Origin of the sequence: Vibrio sp. Y2-5 (genome assembly GCF_014596725.1) — a bacterium.
Classification (GTDB): Bacteria; Pseudomonadota; Gammaproteobacteria; order Enterobacterales; family Vibrionaceae; genus Vibrio.
Genome location: NZ_JACVEG010000001.1, coordinates 939666 through 965343 on the forward strand (window position 1 = coordinate 939666; position 25678 = coordinate 965343).

Annotated in this window: 27 protein-coding genes and 1 pseudogene; 17 read left to right on the top strand and 11 right to left on the bottom strand. The window is 42.3% G+C overall.

Annotation, left to right across the window (positions count from 1 at the left end):
- Positions 1–41: 41 nt before the first annotated feature.
- The 6 genes from HUO09_RS04335 to HUO09_RS04360 all read right to left on the bottom strand — a co-directional run bounded on the left by HUO09_RS04335 (position 42) and on the right by HUO09_RS04360 (position 5992).
- Positions 42–479 carry a DUF3859 domain-containing protein gene (locus HUO09_RS04335; RefSeq protein ID WP_188233080.1) on the bottom strand — a complete coding sequence of 146 codons (438 nt, stop codon included), beginning with the start codon at positions 477–479 and terminating at the stop codon, positions 42–44.
- A 147-nt stretch (positions 480–626) separates the two neighbouring features.
- Positions 627–2267: a phosphoethanolamine transferase gene (locus HUO09_RS04340; protein ID WP_188233081.1), complete on the bottom strand. Its 1641-nt coding sequence runs from the start codon at positions 2265–2267 to the stop codon at positions 627–629.
- A 4-nt stretch (positions 2268–2271) separates the two neighbouring features.
- Complete coding sequence (locus HUO09_RS04345; RefSeq protein ID WP_167413415.1) at positions 2272–2628, bottom strand: diacylglycerol kinase; 357 nt, start codon at positions 2626–2628, stop codon at positions 2272–2274.
- Positions 2629–2794: 166 nt separating this feature from the next.
- The gene (locus tag HUO09_RS04350; RefSeq protein ID WP_167413414.1) at positions 2795–4321 is read right to left on the bottom strand and encodes a tripartite tricarboxylate transporter permease; all 1527 of its coding nucleotides are present in this window, start codon (positions 4319–4321) and stop codon (positions 2795–2797) included.
- A 9-nt stretch (positions 4322–4330) separates the two neighbouring features.
- Complete coding sequence (locus tag HUO09_RS04355) at positions 4331–4828, bottom strand: tripartite tricarboxylate transporter TctB family protein (protein ID WP_167413413.1); 498 nt, start codon at positions 4826–4828, stop codon at positions 4331–4333.
- A 192-nt stretch (positions 4829–5020) separates the two neighbouring features.
- On the bottom strand, positions 5021–5992 hold the full coding sequence (locus HUO09_RS04360) for a tripartite tricarboxylate transporter substrate binding protein (protein WP_167413412.1): 972 nt from the start codon (positions 5990–5992) through the stop codon (positions 5021–5023).
- 311 nt (positions 5993–6303) lie between these two features.
- Between HUO09_RS04360 and cobU the strand changes: the two genes are divergently transcribed.
- The 7 genes from cobU (at position 6304) to HUO09_RS04395 (ending at position 15315) form a co-directional block, all read left to right on the top strand.
- Positions 6304–6861 carry a bifunctional adenosylcobinamide kinase/adenosylcobinamide-phosphate guanylyltransferase gene (gene cobU, locus HUO09_RS04365; protein WP_188233082.1) on the top strand — a complete coding sequence of 186 codons (558 nt, stop codon included), beginning with the start codon at positions 6304–6306 and terminating at the stop codon, positions 6859–6861.
- Positions 6858–7481, top strand: coding sequence for a histidine phosphatase family protein (locus HUO09_RS04370; RefSeq protein ID WP_223159286.1), 624 nt, complete (start codon positions 6858–6860; stop codon positions 7479–7481). Before cobU ends, HUO09_RS04370 begins: the two co-directional genes overlap by 4 nt.
- 490 nt (positions 7482–7971) lie before the next feature.
- A complete protein-coding gene (locus HUO09_RS04375; RefSeq protein ID WP_188233083.1) occupies positions 7972–9231 on the top strand; it encodes an ABC transporter substrate-binding protein in 1260 nt (419 codons plus the stop codon).
- Between the two features lie 66 nt (positions 9232–9297).
- The gene (locus tag HUO09_RS04380) at positions 9298–10212 is read left to right on the top strand and encodes a carbohydrate ABC transporter permease (protein ID WP_167413409.1); all 915 of its coding nucleotides are present in this window, start codon (positions 9298–9300) and stop codon (positions 10210–10212) included.
- 2 nt (positions 10213–10214) lie between these two features.
- Positions 10215–11027: a carbohydrate ABC transporter permease gene (locus tag HUO09_RS04385; RefSeq protein WP_167413408.1), complete on the top strand. Its 813-nt coding sequence runs from the start codon at positions 10215–10217 to the stop codon at positions 11025–11027.
- A 16-nt stretch (positions 11028–11043) separates the two neighbouring features.
- Positions 11044–14133 carry a beta-galactosidase gene (locus HUO09_RS04390; protein ID WP_188233084.1) on the top strand — a complete coding sequence of 1030 codons (3090 nt, stop codon included), beginning with the start codon at positions 11044–11046 and terminating at the stop codon, positions 14131–14133.
- Positions 14134–14229: 96 nt separating this feature from the next.
- Positions 14230–15315: an ABC transporter ATP-binding protein gene (locus tag HUO09_RS04395; protein ID WP_167413406.1), complete on the top strand. Its 1086-nt coding sequence runs from the start codon at positions 14230–14232 to the stop codon at positions 15313–15315.
- Between the two features lie 55 nt (positions 15316–15370).
- Here HUO09_RS04395 and HUO09_RS04400 read toward each other — a convergent pair whose 3' ends face one another.
- Positions 15371–16339 (bottom strand): integron integrase, encoded by a 969-nt coding sequence (locus HUO09_RS04400; protein ID WP_188233085.1) that lies wholly within the window; start codon positions 16337–16339, stop codon positions 15371–15373.
- A gap of 218 nt (positions 16340–16557) precedes the next feature.
- Here HUO09_RS04400 and HUO09_RS04405 point away from each other — a divergent pair, with 218 nt between their 5' ends.
- From HUO09_RS04405 to HUO09_RS04425, 5 genes and pseudogenes are all read left to right on the top strand, one after another.
- Positions 16558–17115, top strand: a complete 558-nt coding sequence (locus HUO09_RS04405; protein WP_188233086.1) for a nucleotidyltransferase family protein — start codon at positions 16558–16560, stop codon at positions 17113–17115.
- A gap of 149 nt (positions 17116–17264) precedes the next feature.
- On the top strand, positions 17265–17825 hold the full coding sequence (locus tag HUO09_RS04410) for a hypothetical protein (protein ID WP_167413803.1): 561 nt from the start codon (positions 17265–17267) through the stop codon (positions 17823–17825).
- Between the two features lie 625 nt (positions 17826–18450).
- On the top strand, positions 18451–18903 hold the full coding sequence (locus HUO09_RS04415) for a GNAT family N-acetyltransferase (RefSeq protein ID WP_223159287.1): 453 nt from the start codon (positions 18451–18453) through the stop codon (positions 18901–18903).
- Between the two features lie 163 nt (positions 18904–19066).
- Positions 19067–19394: pseudogene (locus HUO09_RS04420) on the top strand (hypothetical protein).
- Between the two features lie 211 nt (positions 19395–19605).
- The gene (locus HUO09_RS04425) at positions 19606–20373 is read left to right on the top strand and encodes an alpha/beta fold hydrolase (RefSeq protein ID WP_188233087.1); all 768 of its coding nucleotides are present in this window, start codon (positions 19606–19608) and stop codon (positions 20371–20373) included.
- A gap of 122 nt (positions 20374–20495) precedes the next feature.
- Here HUO09_RS04425 and HUO09_RS04430 read toward each other — a convergent pair whose 3' ends face one another.
- From HUO09_RS04430 to HUO09_RS04445, 4 genes are all read right to left on the bottom strand, one after another.
- A complete protein-coding gene (locus HUO09_RS04430) occupies positions 20496–20774 on the bottom strand; it encodes a type II toxin-antitoxin system RelE/ParE family toxin (protein WP_188233088.1) in 279 nt (92 codons plus the stop codon).
- Entirely contained in the window at positions 20771–21055 is a 285-nt protein-coding gene (locus HUO09_RS04435) for a type II toxin-antitoxin system RelB/DinJ family antitoxin (RefSeq protein WP_053312147.1), read from the bottom strand. The genes HUO09_RS04430 and HUO09_RS04435 overlap by 4 nt, the downstream gene beginning before the upstream one ends.
- Positions 21056–21288: 233 nt before the next feature.
- Positions 21289–21585, bottom strand: coding sequence for a type II toxin-antitoxin system RelE/ParE family toxin (locus HUO09_RS04440; RefSeq protein ID WP_167413680.1), 297 nt, complete (start codon positions 21583–21585; stop codon positions 21289–21291).
- A gap of 6 nt (positions 21586–21591) precedes the next feature.
- Complete coding sequence (locus HUO09_RS04445) at positions 21592–21834, bottom strand: type II toxin-antitoxin system Phd/YefM family antitoxin (protein ID WP_167413679.1); 243 nt, start codon at positions 21832–21834, stop codon at positions 21592–21594.
- Positions 21835–22080: 246 nt separating this feature from the next.
- Between HUO09_RS04445 and HUO09_RS04450 the strand changes: the two genes are divergently transcribed.
- The 5 genes from HUO09_RS04450 to HUO09_RS04470 all read left to right on the top strand — a co-directional run bounded on the left by HUO09_RS04450 (position 22081) and on the right by HUO09_RS04470 (position 25660).
- Positions 22081–22323 carry a DUF6868 family protein gene (locus HUO09_RS04450; protein ID WP_188233089.1) on the top strand — a complete coding sequence of 81 codons (243 nt, stop codon included), beginning with the start codon at positions 22081–22083 and terminating at the stop codon, positions 22321–22323.
- A gap of 179 nt (positions 22324–22502) precedes the next feature.
- Entirely contained in the window at positions 22503–22925 is a 423-nt protein-coding gene (locus HUO09_RS04455) for a VOC family protein (protein ID WP_188233090.1), read from the top strand.
- 642 nt (positions 22926–23567) lie between these two features.
- Entirely contained in the window at positions 23568–24212 is a 645-nt protein-coding gene (locus tag HUO09_RS04460; protein WP_188233091.1) for a prolyl oligopeptidase family serine peptidase, read from the top strand.
- Positions 24213–24346: 134 nt separating this feature from the next.
- Positions 24347–24754, top strand: a complete 408-nt coding sequence (locus HUO09_RS04465; protein ID WP_188233092.1) for a hypothetical protein — start codon at positions 24347–24349, stop codon at positions 24752–24754.
- 138 nt (positions 24755–24892) lie between these two features.
- Positions 24893–25660 (top strand): hypothetical protein, encoded by a 768-nt coding sequence (locus HUO09_RS04470; RefSeq protein WP_188233093.1) that lies wholly within the window; start codon positions 24893–24895, stop codon positions 25658–25660.
- The last annotated feature ends 18 nt before the right edge of the window (positions 25661–25678 follow it).

Below are 25678 nucleotides of genomic sequence, written 5' to 3' on the forward strand. Positions count from 1 at the left end.
CACTTAACCACTTTGCAAATGGTGTGTATTTGAAAGCGAGGTTAAAACCCTCGCTTTTTCCAGAACTGTCCTTCATCGCGGGCAACAACTTTGAATGACTTCTCGGCAATGGTTTTACCTTCCATTTCTAACGTCATACGCCATTCGCCGAAGTTGCTCTCTAGTCCGTTAATCGGGCAGAGCACTTGAATCGTGTCTCCGAGATAGAAGTTCCAGTCGTTGCTGCGAACATACACCTCACCATCAAATGGCGCTAAAACTTGCCCTTTTTTGTTGATAATACCGGGATGGTGGATACAAAACTGAAGAAGCTGACCCTTAGCTTTTTTAATATTGACGATAAAACCAAACTCAATCTCTTCCTCGGCGGTAATCACCTGAGTAAATTCTTTTATTTTCGGCAGTTCTTTGGCTTTGGCATCCCAATGGGAATAGATCCCATAGGAAGTCATTTCTATCAGAGGAGTACGTTTTGCCACTGGTTCATGCTCGCTATTTGAATGTGTGGCGATTCTACTTAAATACCTAGGGGTGTTCAAACGACGTCTTGATCAAAAAAGATAAGCAAAAAAAAAGCGCCCGTTGGAGGGCGCAAAGATAACACAGTGATAAACATTATTTATCAATTAAGAACGACAGCTAGCGAATAAATCCATATTAGGATTGTAGGCTTTAGTGCTTACATCCATGATGCCAAGCAATGAATGGAACACATTGTCTTGAGAGTACTGGTGGCTTGTAGCGTGATTTTTGAGACAGTCTGTTTTTAGATGCTTCTCTTGTTTAAATCCATCAGACAGCCAAACAATAAGCGGTACATGCGTTTGGTTGTCTGGTGCCAAGCCGTAAGGCATACCATGTAAGAACATGCCGTTTTCACCCAATGATTCACCATGGTCAGAGATATAAACCAGTGCTGTATTGTATTTGTCTTGCAGCGCTTTTAATTTATCAATAGTTTGTGCAACCACGTAATCGGTATAAGCGATGGTGTTGTCATAAGTATTGACGATCTGGTCAACACTGCAGTTTTCGATATCGCTACGAGGACAGTCTGGTTGGAATGCACCCATCTCTTTTGGATAGCGTTGGAAATAAGTAGGACCGTGGCTACCAATAAGGTGCATCACCATCATGCGGTTGCCTTTTAGCTCATCCACTTTTTGGTCGAAGTTTTCCAGCATTGCCATGTCATAGCAGGTTTCACCGTTACACATATCATCAACACGTTTACGATTGATTTCGGTTTTCTTAATACGTTTTGCAACTTCTTTGTCGCCGCCATCGTTCTCTTGCCAAGCAACGTCTACGCCAGCGTGACTCAGAATATCCAGCACGTTGTCTTGATTGTCAGCAACATCACGACTGAAATCGCTTTTGTCCATTGCCGAAAACATACAAGGTACGGAAACCGCTGTGGCCGTGCCACAAGAGCTCACATCTTTAAACGAAATTACGTTGAGATCTCGGGTGTAAGGGTTAGTCGGGCGCTTATAACCATTTAGCTCATAGTTATACGTACGCGCCGTTTCACCAAGTAAGAAAACAAACAGTGTTGGCTTGGTATCAGCCGCTGCTAATGCTTCAGGCGATTGTTTTGCGTCTAGGCCAAGCTCGTGATAGACAATGGGCGTAGAAAAGTATTTCTGTTTTACAAATTTAGTGGTGCTGTATACAAACTGAGTAGGAATGATCAGCTTTTTCAAGTAACTATTGTTACGACCCACAGATGCGTAATCCTGATAGTACATCATGGCAACCACACCAATTACTACCAATGATGCCATCATTGAACCCAGTTTTTTCAATGTGAAGTTTAACCATGAGCTCGGTTTTTTGATTTTGGTAAAGGCGAGTATACCTGCTGGAAGTAGTCCAAATAGGGCAACCCAACCAAAAGAATATAGACTTAGGTAAGAGCCTGCTTCACTAGAATCGGTTTCAACAATATTGTTGATCATGTCTGTATCAAACAGTGTTCCGTAGTTATAACTTGCGTAACTGACAAAGCTAGAGACGATGATTAACGTGATGAAGAAAGGCTTAGTAATGTATGGCCAGCTAAACAGATTGAACAAAAAGTTCAAAGCCGCTGCGAAGAAAAAAGGCAAAGAGATAATGAAGCCGATTTTCACACTATCAAGTTTACCGAAAATATCGGCCAGCGCTGAATACACGGGTAGATTCATTACTAAAGCGAAAAACGTGGCAAGTACTAAGGTAATACCAGCATAAGAAAGCGAGAAGTTTGGTTTAATTAGTTTCATAGTGTTACACCAAAATTATTAGCCAAGTAAAAGCAGCAAATGCCAAAGCAACAAACACCGCCGCCGAGCCAATATCTTTGGCGCGTCCGCTGAGTTCGTGTTTTTCACTACCAATTCGGTCAACTACGGCTTCTATCGCTGAGTTGAGTAGTTCTGCGAGTAAAACCAGTGTTAAAGAACCCACCATAGCGATGCGTTCCAGGTTGGTAACAGGGAGAAAAAACAGACTCATGGTGAGTAGGGCAGAAGCGACCAATTCCTGACGAAATGCGGCTTCGTTAATCCATGCAGCTTGGAGCCCTTTTAATGAATAGCCTGTTGCGAAAATAATGCGTTGAATACCTGTTCTACCTGGCTTCACGGTTTGTACCTCTAAGAGAATTTGTTTCTATACCGCAGATACTACGAGTACAAGCGTGAAATTTATGTCGACAAAAAATAAAGAACTCACTCATAAGTTTATTTTTTCAAATACAAAAAAAGCCTAGTGCGAACACTAGGCTTGAATAAATACGTTGGATGAGTAACTACGAAACTTTGGCCGTTTGTGGACGACGGAGTTTCTGGGCGATCAATACTGCAATTGGGCTGGTGAGTACTATCACTGAAATCACAGTAAATGCCAGTGTGATAGGACGTTCCCATAAGAAGCTAATTTCACCGTCAGAGATCATTAACGCGCGGCGTAAATTCTCTTCCATCAAACCACCCAGGATAAACCCAAGTAGTAGGGGAGCTAACGGGAAGTTAGCCAGACGTAATGCAATAGCGCCCATCGCAATAAGAATCATAATAAACACGTCCATCGTGTTAAATGAAACTAAGTACACCCCTGTGATTGAGAAGAACAGAATCATTGGCAGCAGTACGGTTCTTGGCACAGCCAATAACTTTGAAATGTATGGGATCAGCGGTAAGTTCAAAATCAGTAGAACAATATTGCCCACATACATAGAAATAATTACCGACCAGAAGACGTCCGGGTGGTCAACAAACAGTCTTGGACCCGGTTGAATACCATAAGCAATCAATGCACCAAGCATAATCGCAGTGGTACCTGACCCCGGAATACCCAGCGTAAGCAGTGGAACAAAGGAACCGCTTGAAGCCGCGTTATTTGCTGATTCTGGAGCCACTAAGCCACGTAATGAGCCTTTACCAAATTCTTCACGCTTGTTTTTCGGTGCAAGGTTACGTTCCATACCATAGCTCAGGAACGCTGCAATGGTTGCACCTGCGCCCGGTAAAACACCGGTAAAGAAGCCGAGGAGTGATGAGCGAAGTGCTACTGGTGCTGCTTCACGTACTTCTTCCTTTGTCACTTTCATACTGCCGATGTTTTTAAGCTTATCGCTTTCATCATTTCGCGTATCCGTTTCAGGTTTTAAAATCCCCATTAAGGTTTCACCCAGTGCGAAAGTAGCCATGGCCAATAGTAAAAAGCTGAAACCATCCATCAGGTCCGTTAAGCCAAAGGTAAAGCGTTCAACGCCGATGCCTTTATCGATCCCCACAGTGGAAAGCATCAAACCGAGAATCGTCATCATCCAAGCTTTAAGTACTTGCCCTTTGCCTGCAAACGCAGCAACGGCAGAAAGCCCCATCATCATCAACGCAAAGTAATCTGAAGATTGGAAACTGAGCGAGACTTTCGCCAGTGCAGGAGCGGCAACCAACAACATGATGGCTGACAAAGTACCACCCGTGAATGATGCATAAGCTGCCAATGCTAATGCTTTACCCGCTTGCCCTTTTTGAGCCATAGGGTAGCCATCAAAAGCGGTAACCACGGTCGACGAACAACCCGGCGCGTTGATCAAAATGGACGATGTTGAACCACCAAAAATGGCGCCATAGTAAACACCGGCCATTAAAATTAAACCTGAAGAAGGATCCAAACCGTAGGTGATAGGGATCATCAATGCTATAGCTGAGATAGGCCCTAAGCCCGGCAACATACCAATGAAGGTACCGACAAAACATCCGACGATAACCATTAATAAGTTAAATGGCATTACGGCGGTAGAAAGCCCTTGCAAAATTCCGTCTAACATAATCCGTTCCTACCAAATAGAGAAAATAAGACCGGGCTCTAGGTATACATCCAGCCCTTTGGTTAATAACAAATAGAATGCGAAAACAAACGGGAAAGAAGCGCCAAACAGCACAGACTTACGACGTTCGCCCAGTAAATAGAAACCCGCTAAAAGGAAAAAACCCGTTGCCAGCACAAAGCCTAAATAAGTTAAGCCAACGCCATACAGCGTCATCAGCACCAGAAAACCAATCAGCAGTTTCCAGTTGAAATCTAATACCGCACCGCTCTTCTTATCTGGTTGACCTGCAATCAACAGAAGAAGCGATAATCCAACACCGATATAGGTCAAGATAGTGGGTAGTGTTCTGGCGTTGAAGGGTTCATATTCATCGCCGGGAAACATAGGGATCTGAGAGGTTTGATACCCATAGCAAAGACAAAGCACTAGAAAGACCATTGCGCCCACTCGATCGCGGCACAATAAGTTTTCTTTGCTGAATAAATTCGTTGGCGACTCCGACATATCCAACTCCATGTTTTACGTAGTCATTAATTTGGAAAAAAAGAACCGTAATTGAGCAAGGTAATGAACATCATTAACCAAAAGTAAGTCATTCGCTGCTAGTCGAATTTCCAACCAATAAACAAAGGAGTAATAAGCACACTCAATTACGGGGAAAATGTGGGGCAAGGATGAGTTGCCCCATTGGAGAGATTATTTCAGGAAACCTAATTCGCGCATTAGATCACCCATTTGCTTTTCTTGATCTTCCAAGAATGCAAAGAACTCTTTATCTGCTTTGTAGGTGTCAATCCAACCGTTACGGTCACGAACCACTTTCCACTCATCCGTCGTGTACATTTTGCTAAGAGCCGCATTCCATTCGTCGATTTTCTCTTGGCTTACGCCCGGAGCTGCGAAGAAACCACGCCAGTTAGCAAATACGGTTGGGTTGTTGTAGTCACTAAGAGTTGGAATATCAGGAGCAGATTCAAGACGTTTTGGTGCCGTGATAGCCAGAACTTTTACCTGACCATTGCGAGACATTTCCAGTACTTCACCTAAACCTGTAGATAGAAGCTGAGTTTCGCCAGAAAGCAGTGCCGCCATTGCTTTACCGCCTGCATCATACGCAATGTAACGTACGGCTTTAGGGTCTAGTCCTTGACCTTTAAATGCAGCTGCTGCAACTAAGTGGTCCATACTACCGCGAGCCGAACCACCAGCAATTTTCACGCTTTTAGGGTTGTTTTTGAAATCAGCAACCACTTCTTCCCAAGAGTTGTACTTTGAATCGGCAGCGACCACGAGTGCGCCGTAATCCGCGACAGTTGCTGCGACTGGTGTCAAATCACGAAATGATTGAGGGAACACACCTGAAAGAGAGCGAACAACGATAGGTGTAGAGTTCACCATCAAAGTATCTTCTTGGCGTTCTGCTGTTTCAATAAGGTGTGCAATAGCTTTACCGCCGCCGCCACCAGAAAGGTTTTGGTAAGAAACACTGTCGATTAGGTGCGTTTTCATTAACACGTCACCAGTACCACGAGCAGTCATATCCCAACCACCGCCAGCGCCACCAGGGATTAAAAAGTGAATTTTTTCTAGCTCTGCAGCCATGCTAGGTAGTGAGAACATAGCCGCAAGAAGCGACGCAGTGAGGGTCGGTTTAATATGTTTTAACATTTTCACGTTCCTTATGTGTACGCATCATCCAGTCACGGATGACGCTTATAGTTATGTTTCCCGTATGTAGGGCATAATTTGCTTAACGGGTAGTGAAATGTTATGAGTGTGTTAACGATAAGTCTTTAAAGACGAGATAAAAATAATATTGTTTATTGCGTCGATTTTGTTCATAAAGTTCACGCCACTGCTAGCGAGAATGTGTCGTGGATAAACTGGTGAGCAAATCGCAAATTAGTGCAATTGCTCACTGTGTTTAAAAGTAAATATGTGGCTTAATTCAGAGTGTTGGAAACGGTGGAGAACACAACATGGCAGTTAGGTTGTATTTGGGTGGCGCTCGCAGCGGAAATACCTCATTTGCGGAGCAGCAAGCGATGACATTGTTAAACCAAGGGAATGGCATTCATCCATACACTAAGTTGCACTATGTGGCGACCGTAGAAGCTTTCGACCAAGAAATGAAAGCGCGTATTTCTTTGCGTCAAGCACGCAGAGATGAACAGTGGAACCATCATGAATGTCCATTAGAGTTAGCAAAAATACTGATGAGTTTTAATGAGCAAGACATAGTGTTGGTCGATTGTCTGGCGGTTTGGCTTAATAACCTGATTCATTGCCTGGGAGATAATGCAGATAGCGAACAGATAAAGCTGAAACTGGACGAGCTAACTCAAGCGCTGGCCGAAACACATGCCACCATACTGTGTGTTTCAACTGAAGTAGGGTTGGGTATTGTGCCGAAGAATGCGCTGAGCCGGTTGTATGTCGACCATTGTGGATGGATGAACCAAGCCGTTGCTAAAGTCGCCGAACAGGTCGATTTTGTTGTTGCTGGATTACCAATGAATTTGAAGAGGTTTCAATGAGTCTAAGTGCAAACATGTTTAATCTTTATCTCTTGAGACATGGAAAAACCCAAGGTAAGCCAGCACTAAACGGTCATATAGATGTGGTCGTTCATGACTCTATCCAAAGTGCTATCGCGCACTCTGTTTTACAGAAGTACACGTTTAGCAAAGTCTATTCTTCGCCTCTGACACGATGTAAAAGAGTGGCAGAACTTATCACTGAACTTAATCCTGCTTTAAAACTCGTTATTGATCCAAGATTAAAAGAGCAGAACTTTGGTGATTATGATGGCGTACCTTTTGATGATTTAACTCAGGAATGGAAAAAATTGGAGCAGTTTTGGGCTAATCCTGCACAGAACACCTTACCTAATGCTGAAACTCTGAAAGAGGGGTATGAACGGGTTACTCAGGCTTGGGAGCAAATCGTTCAACACTGCGTGCAGGATACTTTGATTGTGGCTCACGGTGGCCCCATTCGTTACATCATTGCACATGTTCTTGGACTCGACTGGCAAAACCCTCAGCTATATACCTCTTTATCTATTGCGAATCAGAGCATCACACATATTCAAATCAGCAAGTTTGGCGACAAAGTGTTTTTCTCGGTTAAAGGCGTCGCGATACCACTGGTTTAATACATCTATTCTACTGGTTTTATAAAGCTGCATTCAGTTTACTGAGTTTATTGGATGCGTTTACAGTTCTTTTTTTGTCCAAATATACATAATTTACATATTCAGTTTTTTTACCTTTCATATACTTAACTTGGAAGTTGCTTAGATTAAAGTAACTTCTGGTTTTCAAAGCGGTCGCAAGCATTTATGTCATTTTAATTCAATAAATACAATTGGTTATTAGTTATTCTTGAGTTTGTTATTGTTTTTTAGAAAGCAAGTAATGCCAATTCGAGAGGCTTTGTGACTCTACCTTGTCAAAAAATTAATGCTTAGATGATCACGAAAATGAGGGTTAGATCTTACTTAATTATGATGGCGAATGTTAACCTGAATTGTAAACGTTTCCATATTGCTTTAATGAATGGTGAACACGGAATGTTTTCATCGTGCAAATCAGTGGTTGGTTGAAGTGATATGGCACCCTACTCATAAAAAAGAGAATGTGATTATGAATAAGAAAATGCTTAAGAATATGCTTGCAACCTCAATTGGTTTGGCGTGTTTCAGTAATGCAGCACTTGCCGACGAAATTACCGTGTGGGCTTGGGATCCAAACTTTAACGTTGCGATTATGGAAGAAGCAGCGAAGGTTTACATGAAAGACCACCCAGACACTACGTTTAATGTCGTGGATTTTGCGAAAGCTGACTTAGAGCAAAAACTGCATACTATGCTTGCATCAGGCGTGACGTCATCACTTCCTGATGTGGTTCTTATTGAAGATTACAACGCTCAAAAATACCTTCAGTCTTACCCAGGTGCTTTTGCGCCTATGACAAAAGACGTTGATTACAAAAACTTTGCTCCATACAAAGTAAACCTTATGACGCTGAACGGTGAAGTGTACGGCTTGCCTTTCGATACTGGCGTTACGGGTATGTACTACCGCACTGACTTGCTAGAGAAGGCTGGTTTTACTGCTAAAGATTTAGAGAACATCACTTGGGAACGTTTCATCGAAATTGGTAAGCAAGTGAAAGAGAAGACAGGCGTCGCTATGCTGGGTATGAACCCGGATGATCTTGGTCTGGTTCGTGTCATGATGCAGTCGGGTGGTGAGTGGTATTTCAATAAAGACGGTTCTTTAAATATCACGACCAACGAGTCACTGAAAGAAGCACTAAAAGTATTTAAAGATTTGATGAGCCCAGAAGTCTCTCGCCCAACAATCGGTTGGTCTGAGTGGGTTGGTTCATTAAACCGTGGTCAAGTGGCTTCTATTGTTACCGGTGTATGGATTACGCCATCTGTTGAAGCGGGCAAAGATCAGGCTGGTAAGTGGGCGGTAACAGCGACACCACGTCTACAAAAAGCTGGCGCAGTAAATGCCTCTAACTTAGGTGGTTCTAGCTGGTACGTACTGAACTCTTCAAAAGAGAAGCAAGAAGCGATTAAGTTCCTTAACGAAACCTTTGGTTCTAACGTGCCATTCTACGAAACCATTCTTAAAGAGCGTGGTGCAGTTGGCTCCTATATGCCTTCTGGTCAATCCGCAGCTTACCAGTACAGCAATGCGTTTTTTGGTGGTCAGAAAATCTACGCCAATTTCACGGATTGGCTAGGTAAGATCCCAGAAGTGAATTACGGCATCTACACCTATGAAGTTGACGCGGCATTAAGCTCAATGTTACCTGCGATTGTTCAGGGGGCGCCAATCAAGAAAGTGTTGGGCGATGTTCAACAACAACTTGAGTTCCAACTACGTTAATTGTCTTCCTTAGGCACCTATAAAGGTGCCTAAGTGCCTTGTTTTCAATGCTTTCTTGGTTGTCTTATGGATACTTCTACTGCCATCAGTAAAAAACAGAAAAAGAGCAAAAAAAGCTTTCACCGCTTTTACGATATTAACGGTTGGTCGTTTGTTCTTCCTGCTGTCGTTCTCGTCAGCCTCTTTATGATTTACCCGATTTTGAGCTCGCTCTGGATGTCTCTGCATTCTGGGCGTGGCGTCATGATGCAGTTCGTCGGTTTTGACAATGTATTGCGTCTGTTTAACGACCCATTTTTCCTAAAATCACTGAAGAATACCTTCATCTTTCTTGTGGTTCAGGTACCAGTGATGATTTTGCTTTCACTGATTCTTTCTTCGTGCCTGAATGCACCTAACCTGAAGTTCCGTAGCTTGTTCCGGCTCGCGATTTTCCTGCCTTGTGTTACGTCGCTGGTGGCTTACTCAATCCTATTTAAGAGTATGTTTTCGTACGAAGGGATCATTAATTCATTCTTACTGTGGACGCACATTGTGAGTGAACCTATCCCTTGGTTGTCTGATCCTTTCTGGGCCAAAGTGACGATTATTATTGCGATTACTTGGCGTTGGACAGGATACAACATGATTTTCTTCCTTTCTGCGATGCAAAATATTGATAAGTCGATCTACGAAGCCGCACGTATGGAAGGGGTGAGTCCAACTAAGCAGTTCTTCTTTATTACCGTGCCTTTGCTGAAACCGGTGATTCTGTTTACTACTGTAATGTCGACGATTGGTACGCTGCAATTGTTTGATGAAGTGGTCAACATTACCGCTGGTGGTCCAGCGAATGAGACCATGACGCTTTCGATGTACATCTACAACTTATCGTTCAAGTTCGTACCGAACTTCGGTTATGCCGCAACCGTGTCATACGTCATCGTATTCTTCGCTGCCGTACTTGCGATTATGCAATTTAAGATCGCTAAGGATAAATAACGATGGATAAGAACAAACTTAACCGCGCTTTGATGTATCTATTCCTAACCGTGTTCTCTTTAATATCGCTATTCCCGTTTTACTGGATGGTGGTATCGAGCACGAATACGGCAACGGACATTAACAAAGGCAAATTCAGTTTTGGTGATCAGCTATTCGCCAACATCAGTCGATTGAGCGAGCAGGTGGATCTGGGACTTATTTTCTGGAACACCAGCAAAATCGCCATTGTCAGTACTCTGGTGACTCTATTGATCTCTTCAATGGCAGGGTATGGCTTTGAAGTTTACAAAAGTAAAGTGCGCGACCGTGTTTATGGTGCATTACTGCTGACTATGATGATACCGTTTGCCGCGCTGATGATTCCGCTATTTACACTGATGGCGAAAGCACAACTGTTGGATACCCACGCCGCGGTAATGCTGCCAACTATCGCATCAGTATTCATTGTTTTCTACTTCCGCCAATGCACCAAAGCATTCCCGCATGAGTTGATTGATGCGGCCCGAGTGGATGGCGTAAAAGATTGGAAAATCTATCTATTTGTTTACATCCCTGTGATGAAAACCACTTATGCCGCTGCGTTTATCATTGTGTTCATGACATCGTGGAACGCATTTTTATGGCCACTGATCGTGTTGCAATCTGCCGAATTAAAAACAATTAACCTCGTTTTATCATCTTTATCGTCTGCCTATTTCCCTGATTTCGGAATCATCATGGTGGGAACTGTTATTGCGACGCTTCCGACACTGGCTGTGTTTTTCGCGATGCAGAAGCAATTCGTTGCAGGTATGACAGGTTCGGTGAAATAAGTCTGGAATAATAAAAATGAGAACATTTGAACAAATTATTAGTGCTCGCGAATGGGAAAATCAGCATGTAACTCATCACAATGTTGTTGCTGCTCACGCGCCGCTTAAAGCGTACACAAGTAAAGAAGCCGCATTAACAAAACAAGAGTCTGAGAACCAGTTATCACTGAACGGTGAGTGGAAATTCAAGCTGTTTGACCGCCCTGAAAGCGTATTAGCGGCGTCGGTTGAATCGGATTTCGATGATTCCGCGTGGGACACAATTGCAGTACCTAGCAACTGGCAATTACAAGGTTACGACAAACCGATTTACACCAATGTGAAGTATCCGTTTGCGGATACTCCTCCTTATGTACCAGAGGAAAACCCGACGGGTTTGTATCGCCTAAACTTTAACGTGCCAAAACACTTCGCAGGTAAGCGTCAAACCATTACGTTTGATGGTGTGAACTCTGCATTCCATCTTTGGTGTAACGGCAAGTGGGTAGGGTATTCACAAGATAGCCGCCTTGCCGCAGAGTTCGACTTAACTGATTTCTTAATGGAAGGTGAAAACCAGCTTTCAGCGATGGTGATTCGTTGGTCTGATGGTTCGTATCTTGAAGACCAAGATATGTGGTGGCTAAGCGGTATTTTCCGTAACGTTACACTATTAGCGAAACCACAAATCTCAATTCAAGACGTGCAAATATTAACGCCACTGGATGCGTGTTATCGCGATGGTTGGTTGAATGTTACAACCAGTATTAGCGAGAAAAATTCAGCGAACCGTGTTGATGTTGAGCTGTTTGACGCACAAGGCAACTCAGTGTTTGGCGTGAAGTCTGCAAACTGTGGGCAACGTATTATCGACGAGAAAGGTCCGTGGCTAGAGCGCGCAGAGCACAACATCTACGTTGAGAACCCACATAAGTGGAGCGCCGAATCGCCATACTTATACCGTTGCGTTGTCACTTTATACAGTGGTGAAGAGCAACTTGATTGCGAAGCTTACAATGTGGGTTTCCGTAGTGTAGAAATCTCCGATGGCCTGCTTAAGGTTAACGGTAAAGCGATTTTGGTTCGAGGTGCTAACCGCCATGAGCATCATCCAGAAACCGGTCATACCATGAATCGTGAAACTATGCTGCAAGATATCAAACTGCTTAAGCAGCATAACTTCAATGCAGTTCGTACCGCTCACTATCCAAATGATCCGTTGTGGTACGAGCTATGTGACGAATACGGTTTGTATTTGGTGGATGAAGCGAACATTGAAACGCACGGTCAGTTCCCGATGTGTCGTCTTTCTGATGACACCACCTGGCTAAATGCCTACATGCGCCGTATTACTCGTTTGGTTGAACGCGATAAAAACCATCCGTCTGTGATCATTTGGTCACTCGGTAACGAGTCGGGTATTGGTGGCAACCATCATGCTATGTATCAATGGACCAAACTGCGTGACCCATCACGCCCGATTCAGTACGAAGGTGGCGGTTCAAATACAGCAGCGACTGACATCATCGTGCCGATGTATTCACGTGTCGATAAAGACCAAGTGCATCACATCGACCCAACGGTGACTCCGAAGTACGCATTGAAAAAATGGCTAGGTTTACCGGGTGAGCATCGTCCACTGATTTTGTGTGAATACGCTCATGCGATGGGTAACAGCTTGGGTAGCTTCAACAAATATTGGCAAGCCTTCCGTGATTATCCACGTCTGCAAGGCGGCTTCATTTGGGACTGGGTTGACCAAGGCATCACTAAAACCGACGAGAACGGTACCAAATATTGGGCCTACGGTGGCGATTTCGGTGATGAAATAAACGACCGTCAGTTCTGTATCAATGGTTTGATTTTCCCAGATCGCACTGTGCATCCAACTGTTTTGGAAGCGAAACACGCACAGCAGTTCTACCAGTTTCAACTGCTTGGTACTGAACCATTAATCATTAAAGTGACCAGTGAGAACTTGTTTACCTCTTCAGAGAATGAACAGCTTTCTTGGACGATCACAGAGGACGGCGCAGTTATTGAAAGCAGTGAAATGCCTCTGGTTGTCGATGCTGAGCAGTCTATTGAGCTACTACTTACTCAGGTATTACCGGAAGCTAAAGTCGGTAAGTCGTATCACTTGAATCTTAAGGTTAGTTTGATTAGCGATACTGCATGGGCACAAGCGGGTCATACTACGGCTACTCATCAATTTGAATTGCCATCAGCACTATCACTGGCATTAAAGAAAGCAAAACCAAGAGGTGTTTTGACTTCATCAATGTTTGCAGATAACGCAATGATAAGCGGTGAAGGCTTTTCTATACGCTTTAATAAAGAAACAGGCGTGATTGATAGCTGGATTGTGGGTGGCGAAGAGAAATTAGTTTCTGGACCAAAAGACAACTTCTATCGCGCACCGTTGGACAACGATATCGGTGTGAGTGAAGTTGACCGCGTCGATCCAAATGCATGGTCTGCTCGTTGGGATGCTGCAGGCATCAATCAGCTTGATGTTGAATGTGTTGAGTTACAACTGTTTGATAAACCAAATGCAGTTGAGGTTGTGACTCAGTTTGCACACAAAAACTCACACGGCGTGTTAATGGCGACGGTATGGACATACCGCATTTTCGCAGATGGAACGGTATCAATAGATGTTGATGCTCGCGTTGCGAAAGGTGCGCCTCCATTGGCACGTGTCGGCATGGAACTGGCGTTACCGCAGAAACAGCAATCGATAGAGTGGCTTGGTCGCGGCCCACATGAGAACTACCCAGACCGTTTGGATTCAGCGCACATTGGTTGTTACAAAGCTAGCCAAGATGAGATGCACACTGGATACATCTTCCCATCAGACAGCGGTTTACGTTGCGATGTAAAAGAAGCGCAAGTTGGCGAGCTTACTGTACAAGGAGATTTCCATTTCTCAGTAAGCCGTTTTGCTCAAGACAACATTGCTCAAGCAAAACATACCAACGAATTGAAAGACAGTGGCAACTTGTTCGTGAGAATAGATGGATTCCATATGGGTGTTGGCGGCGATGATTCATGGACACCTAGCGTGCATGACGAATTTAAACTCGACCGCGAACGTTACCGTTACCAAGTTGAATTGAAGTTTTAATCAGCTGCCGTCTGTGCTGGCAATTGTGTTGCCAGCGCATTATCGGTAGAGAGCTATCGAATGGCTCTCTAAAGACGCAAATTTAAGGATGTAAAGATGGCAAATATTAATCTTTCCAATGTTGTTAAACGCTATGGCGAACATACAGTGATTCATGGTGTTGACCTCGATATTAAGCATGGTGAATTCGTGGTGTTTGTTGGCCCGTCTGGTTGTGGGAAATCAACATTATTACGCCTTATCGCTGGCTTAGAAGACATCACCGATGGCGTTTTGTGTATTGATGATGAAGTGGTTAACCATGTTGACCCAGCAGAGCGTGGCATTGCAATGGTGTTCCAGTCTTATGCTCTTTATCCACATCTAACTGTGGAAGAGAACATGGGCTTTGGCATGAAAATGAACGGTTTTCCTAAAGCTGAAATCAAACAGCGCGTTGATGCCGCTGCCAAAGCACTGCAACTTGACCACTTAATGGATCGCAAACCAAAAGATATGTCCGGCGGACAACGCCAACGTGTCGCGATTGGCCGAGCGATTGTACGTAACCCGAAAGTGTTCTTGTTTGATGAACCGTTATCCAACCTTGATGCTGAGCTGCGTGTTGATATGCGTTTGCAGATCTCCAGTCTTCATCGTGAACTTGCGACTACCATGATTTACGTTACTCACGATCAAGTAGAGGCCATGACGCTAGCGGACAAAATAGTAGTGTTGAGAGATGGCCGCATTGAGCAAGTCGGTTCACCACTTGAACTCTATAATCGCCCAGCGAATGAGTTCGTCGCAGGCTTCATTGGTTCCCCTAAAATGAATATGCTGCCAGCGAAAGTTACTCATATTGGTGAAGATGGCGCAACACTTAAACTGCCGGACGGTCAATCCGTCACTCTGCATATTGACCTTTCAAAAGTTGCGGTAGGAGATAAGCTGACTTTTGGCTTGCGCCCTGAACATCTTACTGTTGGTGGAGAGGGTGACTATATACTGCATTTCAAAACGGAAGCGGTTGAACGACTAGGCAATAGCACGTATCTGTTTGGCGTTGTGGGTGGATTTGAGAACAACAAAGTTCATCTATCTGGTGATGTTGCTGTAAAACGTGGTGAAGAGATTGAGCTCACGTTTAACCGAGAAAATTGTCACGTGTTCAAAGACTCTTTATGTATTTCTAACCTTTAGTTTTTGAATTTAAACCTTTATTTATTGGCGGATACGGTTAAACGTTCCGCCTGTATTATATTCCTAACTTTGATAAAGGGCTTTTAACCCCACTAGCACCACGATTGATAACGTGCGTGTAGATCTGTGTTGTTTTGACGTCTGAGTGGCCGAGTTGTTCTTGGACAGTACGTATATCACTTCCTGACTCGAGCAAATGGGTAGCAAATGAGTGCCTGAATGTGTGGCAGGTGATCGTTTTATGCGAATTCATTTTAGCCGATGCTTTTCTGATGATTTTTTGTAATGAGTTACCATGAAGATGGTGTCGAAACCATCTAGTATCCAAACCAAATTGGCTAAGATGTAAAGACGGAAACAGGAACTGCCAATCTAAACTCTTAGCTGCATAAGGGAATTTTTCTGCTAAGCGGTAGGGGATGGTTGCTCCAGAATACTCCGGTGTAGTTATATCTTGCTGATGAATCAGGCGTACTTTAGTGATTTGGTTGTACAAAGGAGCATGAAGTTCTTCAGCCAGCGTAACTACTCGACTTTTCCCTCCCTTACTGTTCCAAATACGTACAGCACCGTAGTCAAAATCAATATCCTTCACCCTAAGGCGGACGGTTTCCATCAAACGCAATCCAGAACCATACATCAATTGAAAAGGTAAACGCGATTGAACAGGAATAAGCGAGAAAACTTGTACTACTTCTTTTGGTGTTAGAACGACGGGTAGCTTTTTGTTCTTTGTCGACTTTTGGAATCTCATATCCAAATCAAGAGGCTTAGAAAGAAAATCGCGATATAAAAAGACAAGGGCATTTAAAGCAAGAGCTTGTGTTGCTGCAGAAACTTTTAGCTGGACGACCAGGTTTGTTAAAAATGCTTCAACTTCTTCTCGACCTAGCTTGTTGGGATGTTGGTTGTTGTTGAAACGAATGAATTGAACTATCCAATAACAGTAAGTATGAACGGTGGTTTTGGCGTAATGCCTCGCGATCATAAATTCGGTTAAGTCATTTAAAAATGGAGACTTCATACTCTTACCTTAGAAAGTGATTGGCAGCTTTCGGTATGAAACCATGGTGTGGGTAGATTAACAGGAGTAAGTCCACATTTTGAGAGGAGACTTTAAGTAAATAATGCAGAACTCATTATTTTTTATTAAGTTAACAGACATTATGTAAACATTAAATTCAACTTATATGGCACAGTTCTAAGGGAGTCGTTCCATATAAGAACTGTTAGTAGGTCAGGATGAATAAACAAAAACTCAAGCATCTAATTCACCAAGTTCCAGAGTTGATCGAAACAGCTGAAGTGTGCCTGGAAGTAGGGTTGCCAAACTTTTATATTGCAGGCGGTGCTATTACTCAAATCATCTGGAATAGTCTCGAAAGTAAACCGCTGCTTGCTCAAGTTAAAGACTTTGATGTTGTCTATTTTGACAGCTCTAATCATGCTAACGAAGATGAATTCAAAAATCGTATTTGTTCACGGTTAAGTCATGGTGTCGACGTTGATGTAAAAAACCAAGCAATCATACATGAGCGATATTCCAAGAAGTTTGGCTGTTCCATACAGGCATACGAGCGGGTTGAACAAGGTATCGAATCTTGGCTTTCTGCCTTTGCTATTGGGTTCACACTAGATAGCTCAGGAAACATTAAATTGTTTTCCCCTTATGGGTTAGAGGACGCATTTAATATGTTGATCAAACCTAACAAAAAAGCAATGACAGAAGCTAACTACAACAAAATGACCGCTGGCTATAGGGCTAGGTGGCATAACGTACAGGTGCTCCCTTGGAGTTGACCTACTAACAAACAATTTAAGAGGGATTCACAACGCTTGGCATTTTTGCTTCTACTTCAGATTTAGTGTTTATGGCACAATGTCTTAGGTTGGGTGGTAGCGTTGCTCACCCCTTAATTGGTCGTTATATTTTATGAAGGGAGTTAGAAATGCAGCAATATGAGCTAGCTGTCAAATTTTATGAGGCAGCAAGGGCTGAGTTAATCGAACGAATTCGTCTTCGGGAAAATATTATTTTGTTCTACGTTGGTGCCGTCGCGACCTTGCTTGGTGTTGCTTTCGGAAAAGAGAATGTAAATAACGAGATTTTGTTTGTTATCCCTCTTCTTTCCTTGGCTGCGTCGATACTGGTTTCACATCACAACTCTCTTATTGGGGCATTAGGTTTATATTGTTCAGTCGAATTGAAGAATAGCCTGAACTCTAATCTTGAAAATCCAGTTGTTCAGTGGGATGAGTCAAAAGCGCTAATTCAAGGCTCCTCTAAGGCTGTTCGAACCCGCCTCATTCCCCACTTACTTGTTATCTCTGCTCCTGCTTTAATCGCGTTGATTGTCAATATTCATTACCTCTCAACTTTGTGGAGTTGGGATGCAGTCGTCTGGTTCATGGGTTTTTGTTGTTTTATTAGTAGTATTATTTACATATGTTTATCAGGACGAGATCGAAAACGTAATTTTGGGGAAATATGTCGTAAAAATAAAATATAACAATCAATTTAAGAGGGATTCACAACGCTTGGCATTTTTGCTTCTACTTCAAAATTAGTGTTTATGGCACAATGCTTTAGGTTGGGTGGTAGCGTTGCTCACCCCTTAATTGGGCGTTAGCTGGAAAATTAAAAGAGCCGTTTTGTTCCGGTTTTGTGGTTAAAGCTTTACACCTGAAATTTCGCGTGTTTCAACTATCTCGCCAGTGGCACTTTCATTTAAGTGGTTGAATTCGGCTAAACCTTTTTACTTTTAGTGGTGTGTTTGTTGAGTTCTTTGGTGTGGCTTCTTTGAAGTTGTAACTGGCTCGTGACTAATAAAACTCTTCGCTTATTATTGTTGGCTTCATCGTAATTTTTCTTAGTCAGTTATGTTTCGTGGACTAGGTTTCAGTTTTATAGCTGCACCTTTACATTGTGGTCGTATAGTCATAATGTATTTCAAATTATGCATTTGGGTGCAAACATCACACTCCAACGCAACCAGCTAACAAGGCGCTTAAGTCGGACTGCAAACCTGTGGCGGTTTTGGTTCAATTGGGTAGGGTGTTTACGGTGGTTATTTTGCGTTTAGTGGTGTTTGCAGCCACTTAGCTTAGCGTTATGTGCTTCAAGGGAGAATTAGGTTGGATACCAAAGTAATATACGTTGAGAGAGATAAGCACTATCTGGAATTTACCGCATTATTCGAAGAATACGCATCAGATTTTCCCGAGGAAATTCGGTCGAAAGTCGTAGGACAGTTATTTGAGTTACCGTATTTTCATGGATTTATTTGTTTCGTGAATAATCAGCCGGCAGCGTGCGCTGTATGCTACGAATCGTTTTCGACATACCGTGCCATGAAATTACTCAATATTCATGATTTTATGGTTTCAGAACGCTATCGAGGAAAAGGATTGGGTAAGGTTCTACTTAATGGTATTGAGCAATACTGTAACGCTAATGAGTATTTAAAAATCACCTTGGAAGTAAACAACAACAATGCAGTGGCTAAAAAGTTATATCAGTCTTGTGGCTTCCAAGATTATCAAGTTGAGCAAAAAGACTTGAATCATTGGCAAAAATATCTCGTTTAGAACGCACATAACAAGGCGCTTAAGACGGACTGCAAACCTGTGGCGGTTTTGGTTCAAGTTGGCTAGTGTGTTACGGTGGTTGTTTTAGCTTAGGTGGTGTTTGCAGCCACTTAGCTTAGCGTTATGTTGCTAGGTGAAGTGTAAGGGGTAAGATGCTAAATTTATTGTTGTTAGCAATCTCATTACAACTGCTGTTGTGGTCGTATTTGAAGAGTCTACGGGGTTCTTTGGTCTTAATTTTTGGTCTGACTATGCTTTCTTTGTTGTGATGACCCTTTGGGGAATAGCAGCATTATTCTTTATGTATCCTCCAGAAGGTGGTTTTGGTGGCGATGAAGCGGAAAGGGTAGCTGGTTCAATGGTAGATGGCTCGGTGGCTGATGAAATTGACGACGAACGTTTTTCATCAAACACGATATTATGCATCAAGCTTTTTGTTTCTGGGCTTACCAGCGTTTTTGGCGTGCTTAATAGCGAGCTTCGTAACATAACAAGGCATTTAAGAGGGATTCACAACGCTTGGCAGTTTTGGTTTAAATTTGCTTAAGTGTTTATGGCACAATGCTTTAGGTTGGGTGGTAGCGTTGTTCACCCCTTAATTGGGCGTTAGGTTTTACAGTGAATATGCATTTGAATGACACTGTATTTGCATACAGTTATTGTGCTACTATTCATAGCATTTAATGATGGTTAGATAGCAAAATGAAAGAGTTTAAACTTAAAGATAATGTAGTTCTTAGATATCACGACCTTCCTGGCGAGGAAATTCCAATTATTTTCATTCATGGTCTTGGATGTGCATCTTCATTTGATTATCCACAAGTAGCTACAAATGGTGGCTTAGTTAATCATAGATGTATACTTGTCGATTTAATCGGCTCTGGATACAGTGACAAACCTGCGTTGTTCGATTATACAATAGCTAATCATGCTAAATATCTCGAAGAGCTATTAAGATATTTGCGCATAGATAATATTGTAATCTTTGGTCACAGCATGGGTGGTGCGGTATCTATTGCATTAGCAAACTGCGTAAGAGATAAAGTTAAAGCTATTATTCTAAGTGAGGCAAATCTTGATTCTGGTGGTGGCTTTTTCAGTAAAAAAATCGCAAATTATAGTGAAAGTGATTTTATGAAATTTGGGTATGCGAACATTCTTCAAGAGAGTATTTCAAGTGGCAATACTGAATGGGCGGCAGGGCTATCAAACAGTTCACCAATAGCCATTCACCGAAATTCAGTATCTTTGATAAAAGGTCAAACGCCAAGTTGGCGCCAAATCTATTATTCACTGGATGCCTCTAAAACATATATTTATGGAAGTGAAAGTTTACCTGACCCAGATTATGATGAGTTGGTTAGTCATAATATTAACGTTGCAGTTGTAGCCAATGCGGGACATTCAATGGCATGGGAGAATCCAGAAGGATTGGCATCAATAATTAAGAAGTCGATTCAACAAACCTAACAAAGCGTTTAAGAGGGATTCTCAACGCTTGGCATTTTCAGTTTGATTCGGCACAATGGTTTAGGTTAGGTGGCAGCGTTACTCACCCCTTAACGCGGCGTTAGTTTGCCCACCGACTACAATCAGTCGGTAGGGAATTTCTGCTTCTGGTGTAGAACTCGCATTATACGAATTACTGAGCCGTCAACCCAGTAGGAAACAATCATCGAGATTTCGGGGGTAATTAGTAGTCGCCCTCGAATACCATCTCGTTGAACACCCATCAGTGGTTGTTCAAGTAAATTCTCTACTTTAGTTTCGATGATTTCGTCAGTTTTATCTGCCGCGTCAGGGTTGAAGTCATAAAGAAACTCAAAGATCTTTTCACGATCATTTAGCGATTCTTCTTCCCATAAAATCATTGTTGACCTCGGTTACGAATCTTAGCTTTTCGCTCAGCCATTCGTGCTTTTGCTGAGTCGTGATCAACAAATGAAGCTTTTCCTGAGTCAAACTTCTCAAATGCTAGGTTTACTTGTTCAGTCAACCAATTGTCGTGAGATAATGCTTTTCGTTGTTGCTCAGCCATTTGCTCGGTAAGCTCACGGCAAGCATCGCTAAGTGTGCGTCCTTGGCTCTCTGCCATTTGTTGAGCTAAGCGTTTAACTTCGTCATCAACACGAAATTGAATTCTAGTGTCCATGAGTAACTCCTAAATTTACGTGTGTACAAATGTTAGCACTAGCGTTAGGCAAGGGCAACTAACAAAGCATTTAAGACGGATTCCCAACGCTCGGCATTTTTGCTTTGCTTCAGTTTCAGTGTTTACGGCACAATACTTTAAGTGTGGTGGTCTGCGTTGCTCACCCCTTAACAGGGCGTTAGTTTACCAATTAAGTTCTTCACCCTAAATTCAAGTGAAGGGTGAAAAATCAATCATAAGTGGTTTTGTGGTAGTTGTGACTGACCAAGTACAGCTACAACCAAAATGAAGCTGTCTTCTTTTGTAAAGTAAGCTGTGTGCTTACCAACAGGGAAGTAAAACCCTTTGGGGTATAGTTGATCGCAACTTCGACCAACTTCTGGATTGTCAGCAAGCATTTGAAACCCAGTCAGTAACGTATCTTTATAGTTGCGCCACTGCATCTCTGAAAAGTTATTAACGGTGTAGTTTCTTATTTTTAGTAAGTGGGCCTGAGCTAATTTGCTAAGTTTGTATTTATTCTTTTGCATAGGGGATTACAAGGCGCTCAAGAAGTCTTCACCATCGACCACGTTGCCTTGCGCTAAGTCTTGTTTGGCTGACTCGAAGCAATGTTTAAGGTAGTCAGCTTTCATTGCCTCCAGATCTTCAAAATCTTTAATAGACATCACTACTACGGCGTCTTTGTTGTTTTTGCTAATCTTTACTGGTTCACGTTGGGCGCTAAGAAGTAGCTCACCAAAATTACGTTTCGCATCATTTGCGGTTAATGTGTGCATGGCCAATCTCCAAACCTGGAATTACAATAGATTATAGCTGGTCGCATGAAATGGTCAATTTAATTAAATCGTGCGATTTATGCGAAAAGTAAACTAACAAACTCTTCAAGAGGGATTCGCAACGCTCGGCGGTTTTAGTTTGATTTGGCTATTGCGTTTACGGTGTAATAATTGATTATCGTGGTAGTGTTGCTCACCACTTAAGCGGGCGTTATGCTTCAATGAAGAGACAGTCAGGAGGTTATTATGGATTTGACCCAAATTACCGAGTTTATCGGGTGGTGTGCTGTTATTAATGTTTCTGTTTTAATCATCACTAGCATTTTGTTGATGCTGCTAAAAGATCGAGTCGCTTCTTATCACAGTAAGTTATTCAATATTCCAGCGGATAGTTTAAATACTCTATATTTGAGTTACTTGAGTTACTTTAAAATCGTTACGCTCACATTCTTTATTGCGCCATATTTAGCTTTAAAAATCATAGTGTAAGTAGTGTGAGCCAGAAGCATAACAAACGCTTTAAGATGGATTCGCAACGCTTGGCATTTTTGCTTCTACTTCAATTTTAGTGGTTACGGTACAATGCCTTAGGTTTGGGTGGTAGCGTTGCTCACCCCTTAATTGGGCGTTATAACGCAGTAGAGTTCATCACACATATTAAGGATTGTATGGAAGAATATTGGAATCCAATGGTGCCAGAATTATCGGTATCAGACTTCTCAAAATCACGGAATTTTTACTGTGAAATCTTAGGATTTAAGGTTAGAAGTCAAAGAACAAAACCAGATTTTGCTTACATCGAATTTGAACAAGTACAAATCATGTTGGAGCAAATTCATGATAACGGTTGGGTGACAGGAAGCTTAGAAGCGCCGTTCGGGCGTGGTGTAAATTTTCAAATTGAACTATCGAATATCGAGCCTGTTTATGAACGTCTGAAGTTAGCTGGGATATCATTGTTCAAAGAACTAAAAGATACATGGTATGACGTTGGCCATAGCCTTTCTGGGCAGCGCGAGTTTTTAGTGCAAGACCCAGATGGTTACCTTTTGAGGTTTTCGCAATATCTTGGTGAAAAGTCTAAGTCATAAAAACAGCGTTATAACAAACGCTTTAAGACGGATTCGCAACGCTTGGCGGTTTCGGTTTGATTTGGCTTTTACGTTTACGGTGTAATAATTGATTATCGTGGTAGCGTTTCTCACCACTTAATGTGGCGTTAACTGGAAATGTTAAGAGCAGCTTTGTCCAAGTTTTGTGGTTCGAGCTTTGTACCAGAAAGTTCAGTTATTTCGACTATCTCGCCAGTGGCACTTTCAATTAAATGATTGAATCTGCCCAAGCCGCTTACTTTTAATGATGTGTTTGTCGAATTCTTTGGTGTGGATTCTTTGAAGTTGTAACTGGTTCGTGACTAATATAGCTCTTCGCTTGTTATGGTTGGCTTCATAGTAATTCTTGGAGCCAGTTATGTTTCGTGGGCTAGGTTTCTGTTTTTTAGCTGCCCCTTTTACATTGTGTTCGTATAGTCATAATGTATTTCAAATTATGCATTTGGGTGCAAATATCAAACTTCAACGCAACCAGCTAACAAGGCGCTTAAGCCGGACTGCAAACCTGTGCCAGTTTTGGTTTTAATTGGGTTTTGTGTTTTCGGTGGTTATTTTGAGTTTGTGGGTGTTTGCAGCTACTTAGCTTAGCGATAGTGCTAAGGCGAGTGTAGTAGGAAAATTATGAGTAAATTAAGAAAATTATGTAAAGAGTTAGAAAATCGGTTTTCGACCAAGTTCTTTGTATATTTGCCAAAAGAGTACAATGAAAGGGATGATAAATGGCCGCTTATAGTTTCACTACATGGAAGTGGGGAACGGGGCTCCGATCTAGAACTGTTGAAGAAAGAAGGGATACCAAAGCTGATTGAGGAGGGTGCCGACTTTCCTTTCGTGATGGTCTTTCCTCAATGTGAGGCTTTCTCGGCTTGGGATCCTGATAGAATTAAGTTACTCGTTGAAGAACTTGTTAACTCCTACCATATTGATCAATCTAGGTTATACCTTACCGGCTATAGTCTGGGAGGATACGGAACTTGGGCTACCGCCATTAAGTACCCTGAACTGTTTGCTGCAATAGCCCCAATTTGCGGATTTGCTCTGTTGAATGATGTTGCTAGACTCTCCAGTATTCCGGTCTGGACTTTTAATGGCGAAAATGACGAGGTTATGCCGTATAAGGTAACGGAAGAGATAGCTAACATTATCAACAAGAGCGGTGGTGATGCCAAGTTTACTCTATATGTAGATACTGGCCATAATTGCTGGGATGAAACGTATAGAAATGAAGAGCTTTATACGTGGTTTATGTCGCACAAAGGGCACTAACAAACTGCTTAAAGGGACAAAAAAAACAGGCCACTTTTTGCTCGGTTTGGTTTTGGGATTACGGCTGGTCCGGTTGGGTGCAATAGTATGTTTTTTGCCCATTAGCAGGGCGTTATGTAGCAAGGAGGTTCGGTGTGCTTAAGTTTTTGAATAAAAAGTCTTATGTTCAGTCAGTCGCTCAAGATGTTGCTCCTAAACTGTGTGCTAAATTTGGGAAAAAGCACGTCTATTCGTTTCAGGAAATTAGTTGGGTATTGAGCGAGAATAAGCGCAGTGATGACCAGTTCTATAAGTCAATTTCTTATGGCATGTTGCTGCCTTACAGCAAAGAGTTGGCTATCGAGTTACACGAAGACTTAGGTGACTTATTAGAGTTTCAAAAGTCTGTCGGAAAGATCTTATTTAACGTGTTGGAAGTTCCTTCTTTTGAAAGCTACTTGTTATATGCAGACGTAAATGTTGCACCGAAGGGTAAAGTTACGAACACGAGTTTAGACAGCTCTGGTGGAATAGACTTTCTTGATTTGGGTAGTAGTGACTAGCTACATAACAAACGCTTTAAGACGGTTTCGCAACGCTCGGCGGTTTTTGTTTGATGTGGCTTTGTGTTTACAGCGTACTAATTAAGTGTTGTGGTAGAGTTGCTCACCCCTTAACAGGGCGTTATGTGACTACGAGATATGGAAAATAAAAAGAATAAAAAGTTGTTAGTTGTTGGTTCGCTATTTATTGTGGTCGTTTTATTTTTTGTCGGTAAACGAGGTGGTAAGGAATTGTCACTTCCTGTTTGTGAACCAATTTCTAAAGTTTATACCCCCGTACATTTTTTTGTTGATGATTCAATTAGTTCGCTGAGAATTGAAGAGTTTATTGACTATTCAAATCTTGTTCTAGAAAACTCGTGCATCCCAATAAGACGTACACTTACTGGCATCACTAAACTTGATCTTACAGGTTTCAAAAGCGAAGACAGCGGTAAGTTACACCAACAGTTAGTTCTCAAGGTTGGTAATGCGACTCTTGAGCCATTGCAAAAGACTGGAAGCTATTATGTGCTAGTTCTTCCTAAAGAATTTCCTTTTTCTCAAAATAGTGCAGGAGTTGCTCATGTAAATTTTAGTCGTAGCTTTTTGGTTTTATCGTCTGATGCAGAACCCCATGTTTTAGAACATGAGTTAGGGCATCTAGCGTGGGCATGGCACGACAATACGCCGATACACTGGTTAAAAGGGCAGCTTTTAACAGAACATCACAAGCAAATAAAGCCATATGCATTTGGAGCACAGTGCGACGAAGCTGGAACGGTCATGACAAATGCAGAGAAATCATTGCCAGTCTACTCATCACCGAATGTTAAGTATTATGGTAAATCTTGTGGGAATGCTGAAACGGCAGATAATGCACGTCATATGCGCGAGTTCGCTCAATCGCTGATGTCTGTGCCGTAACATAACAAGACGCTCTGC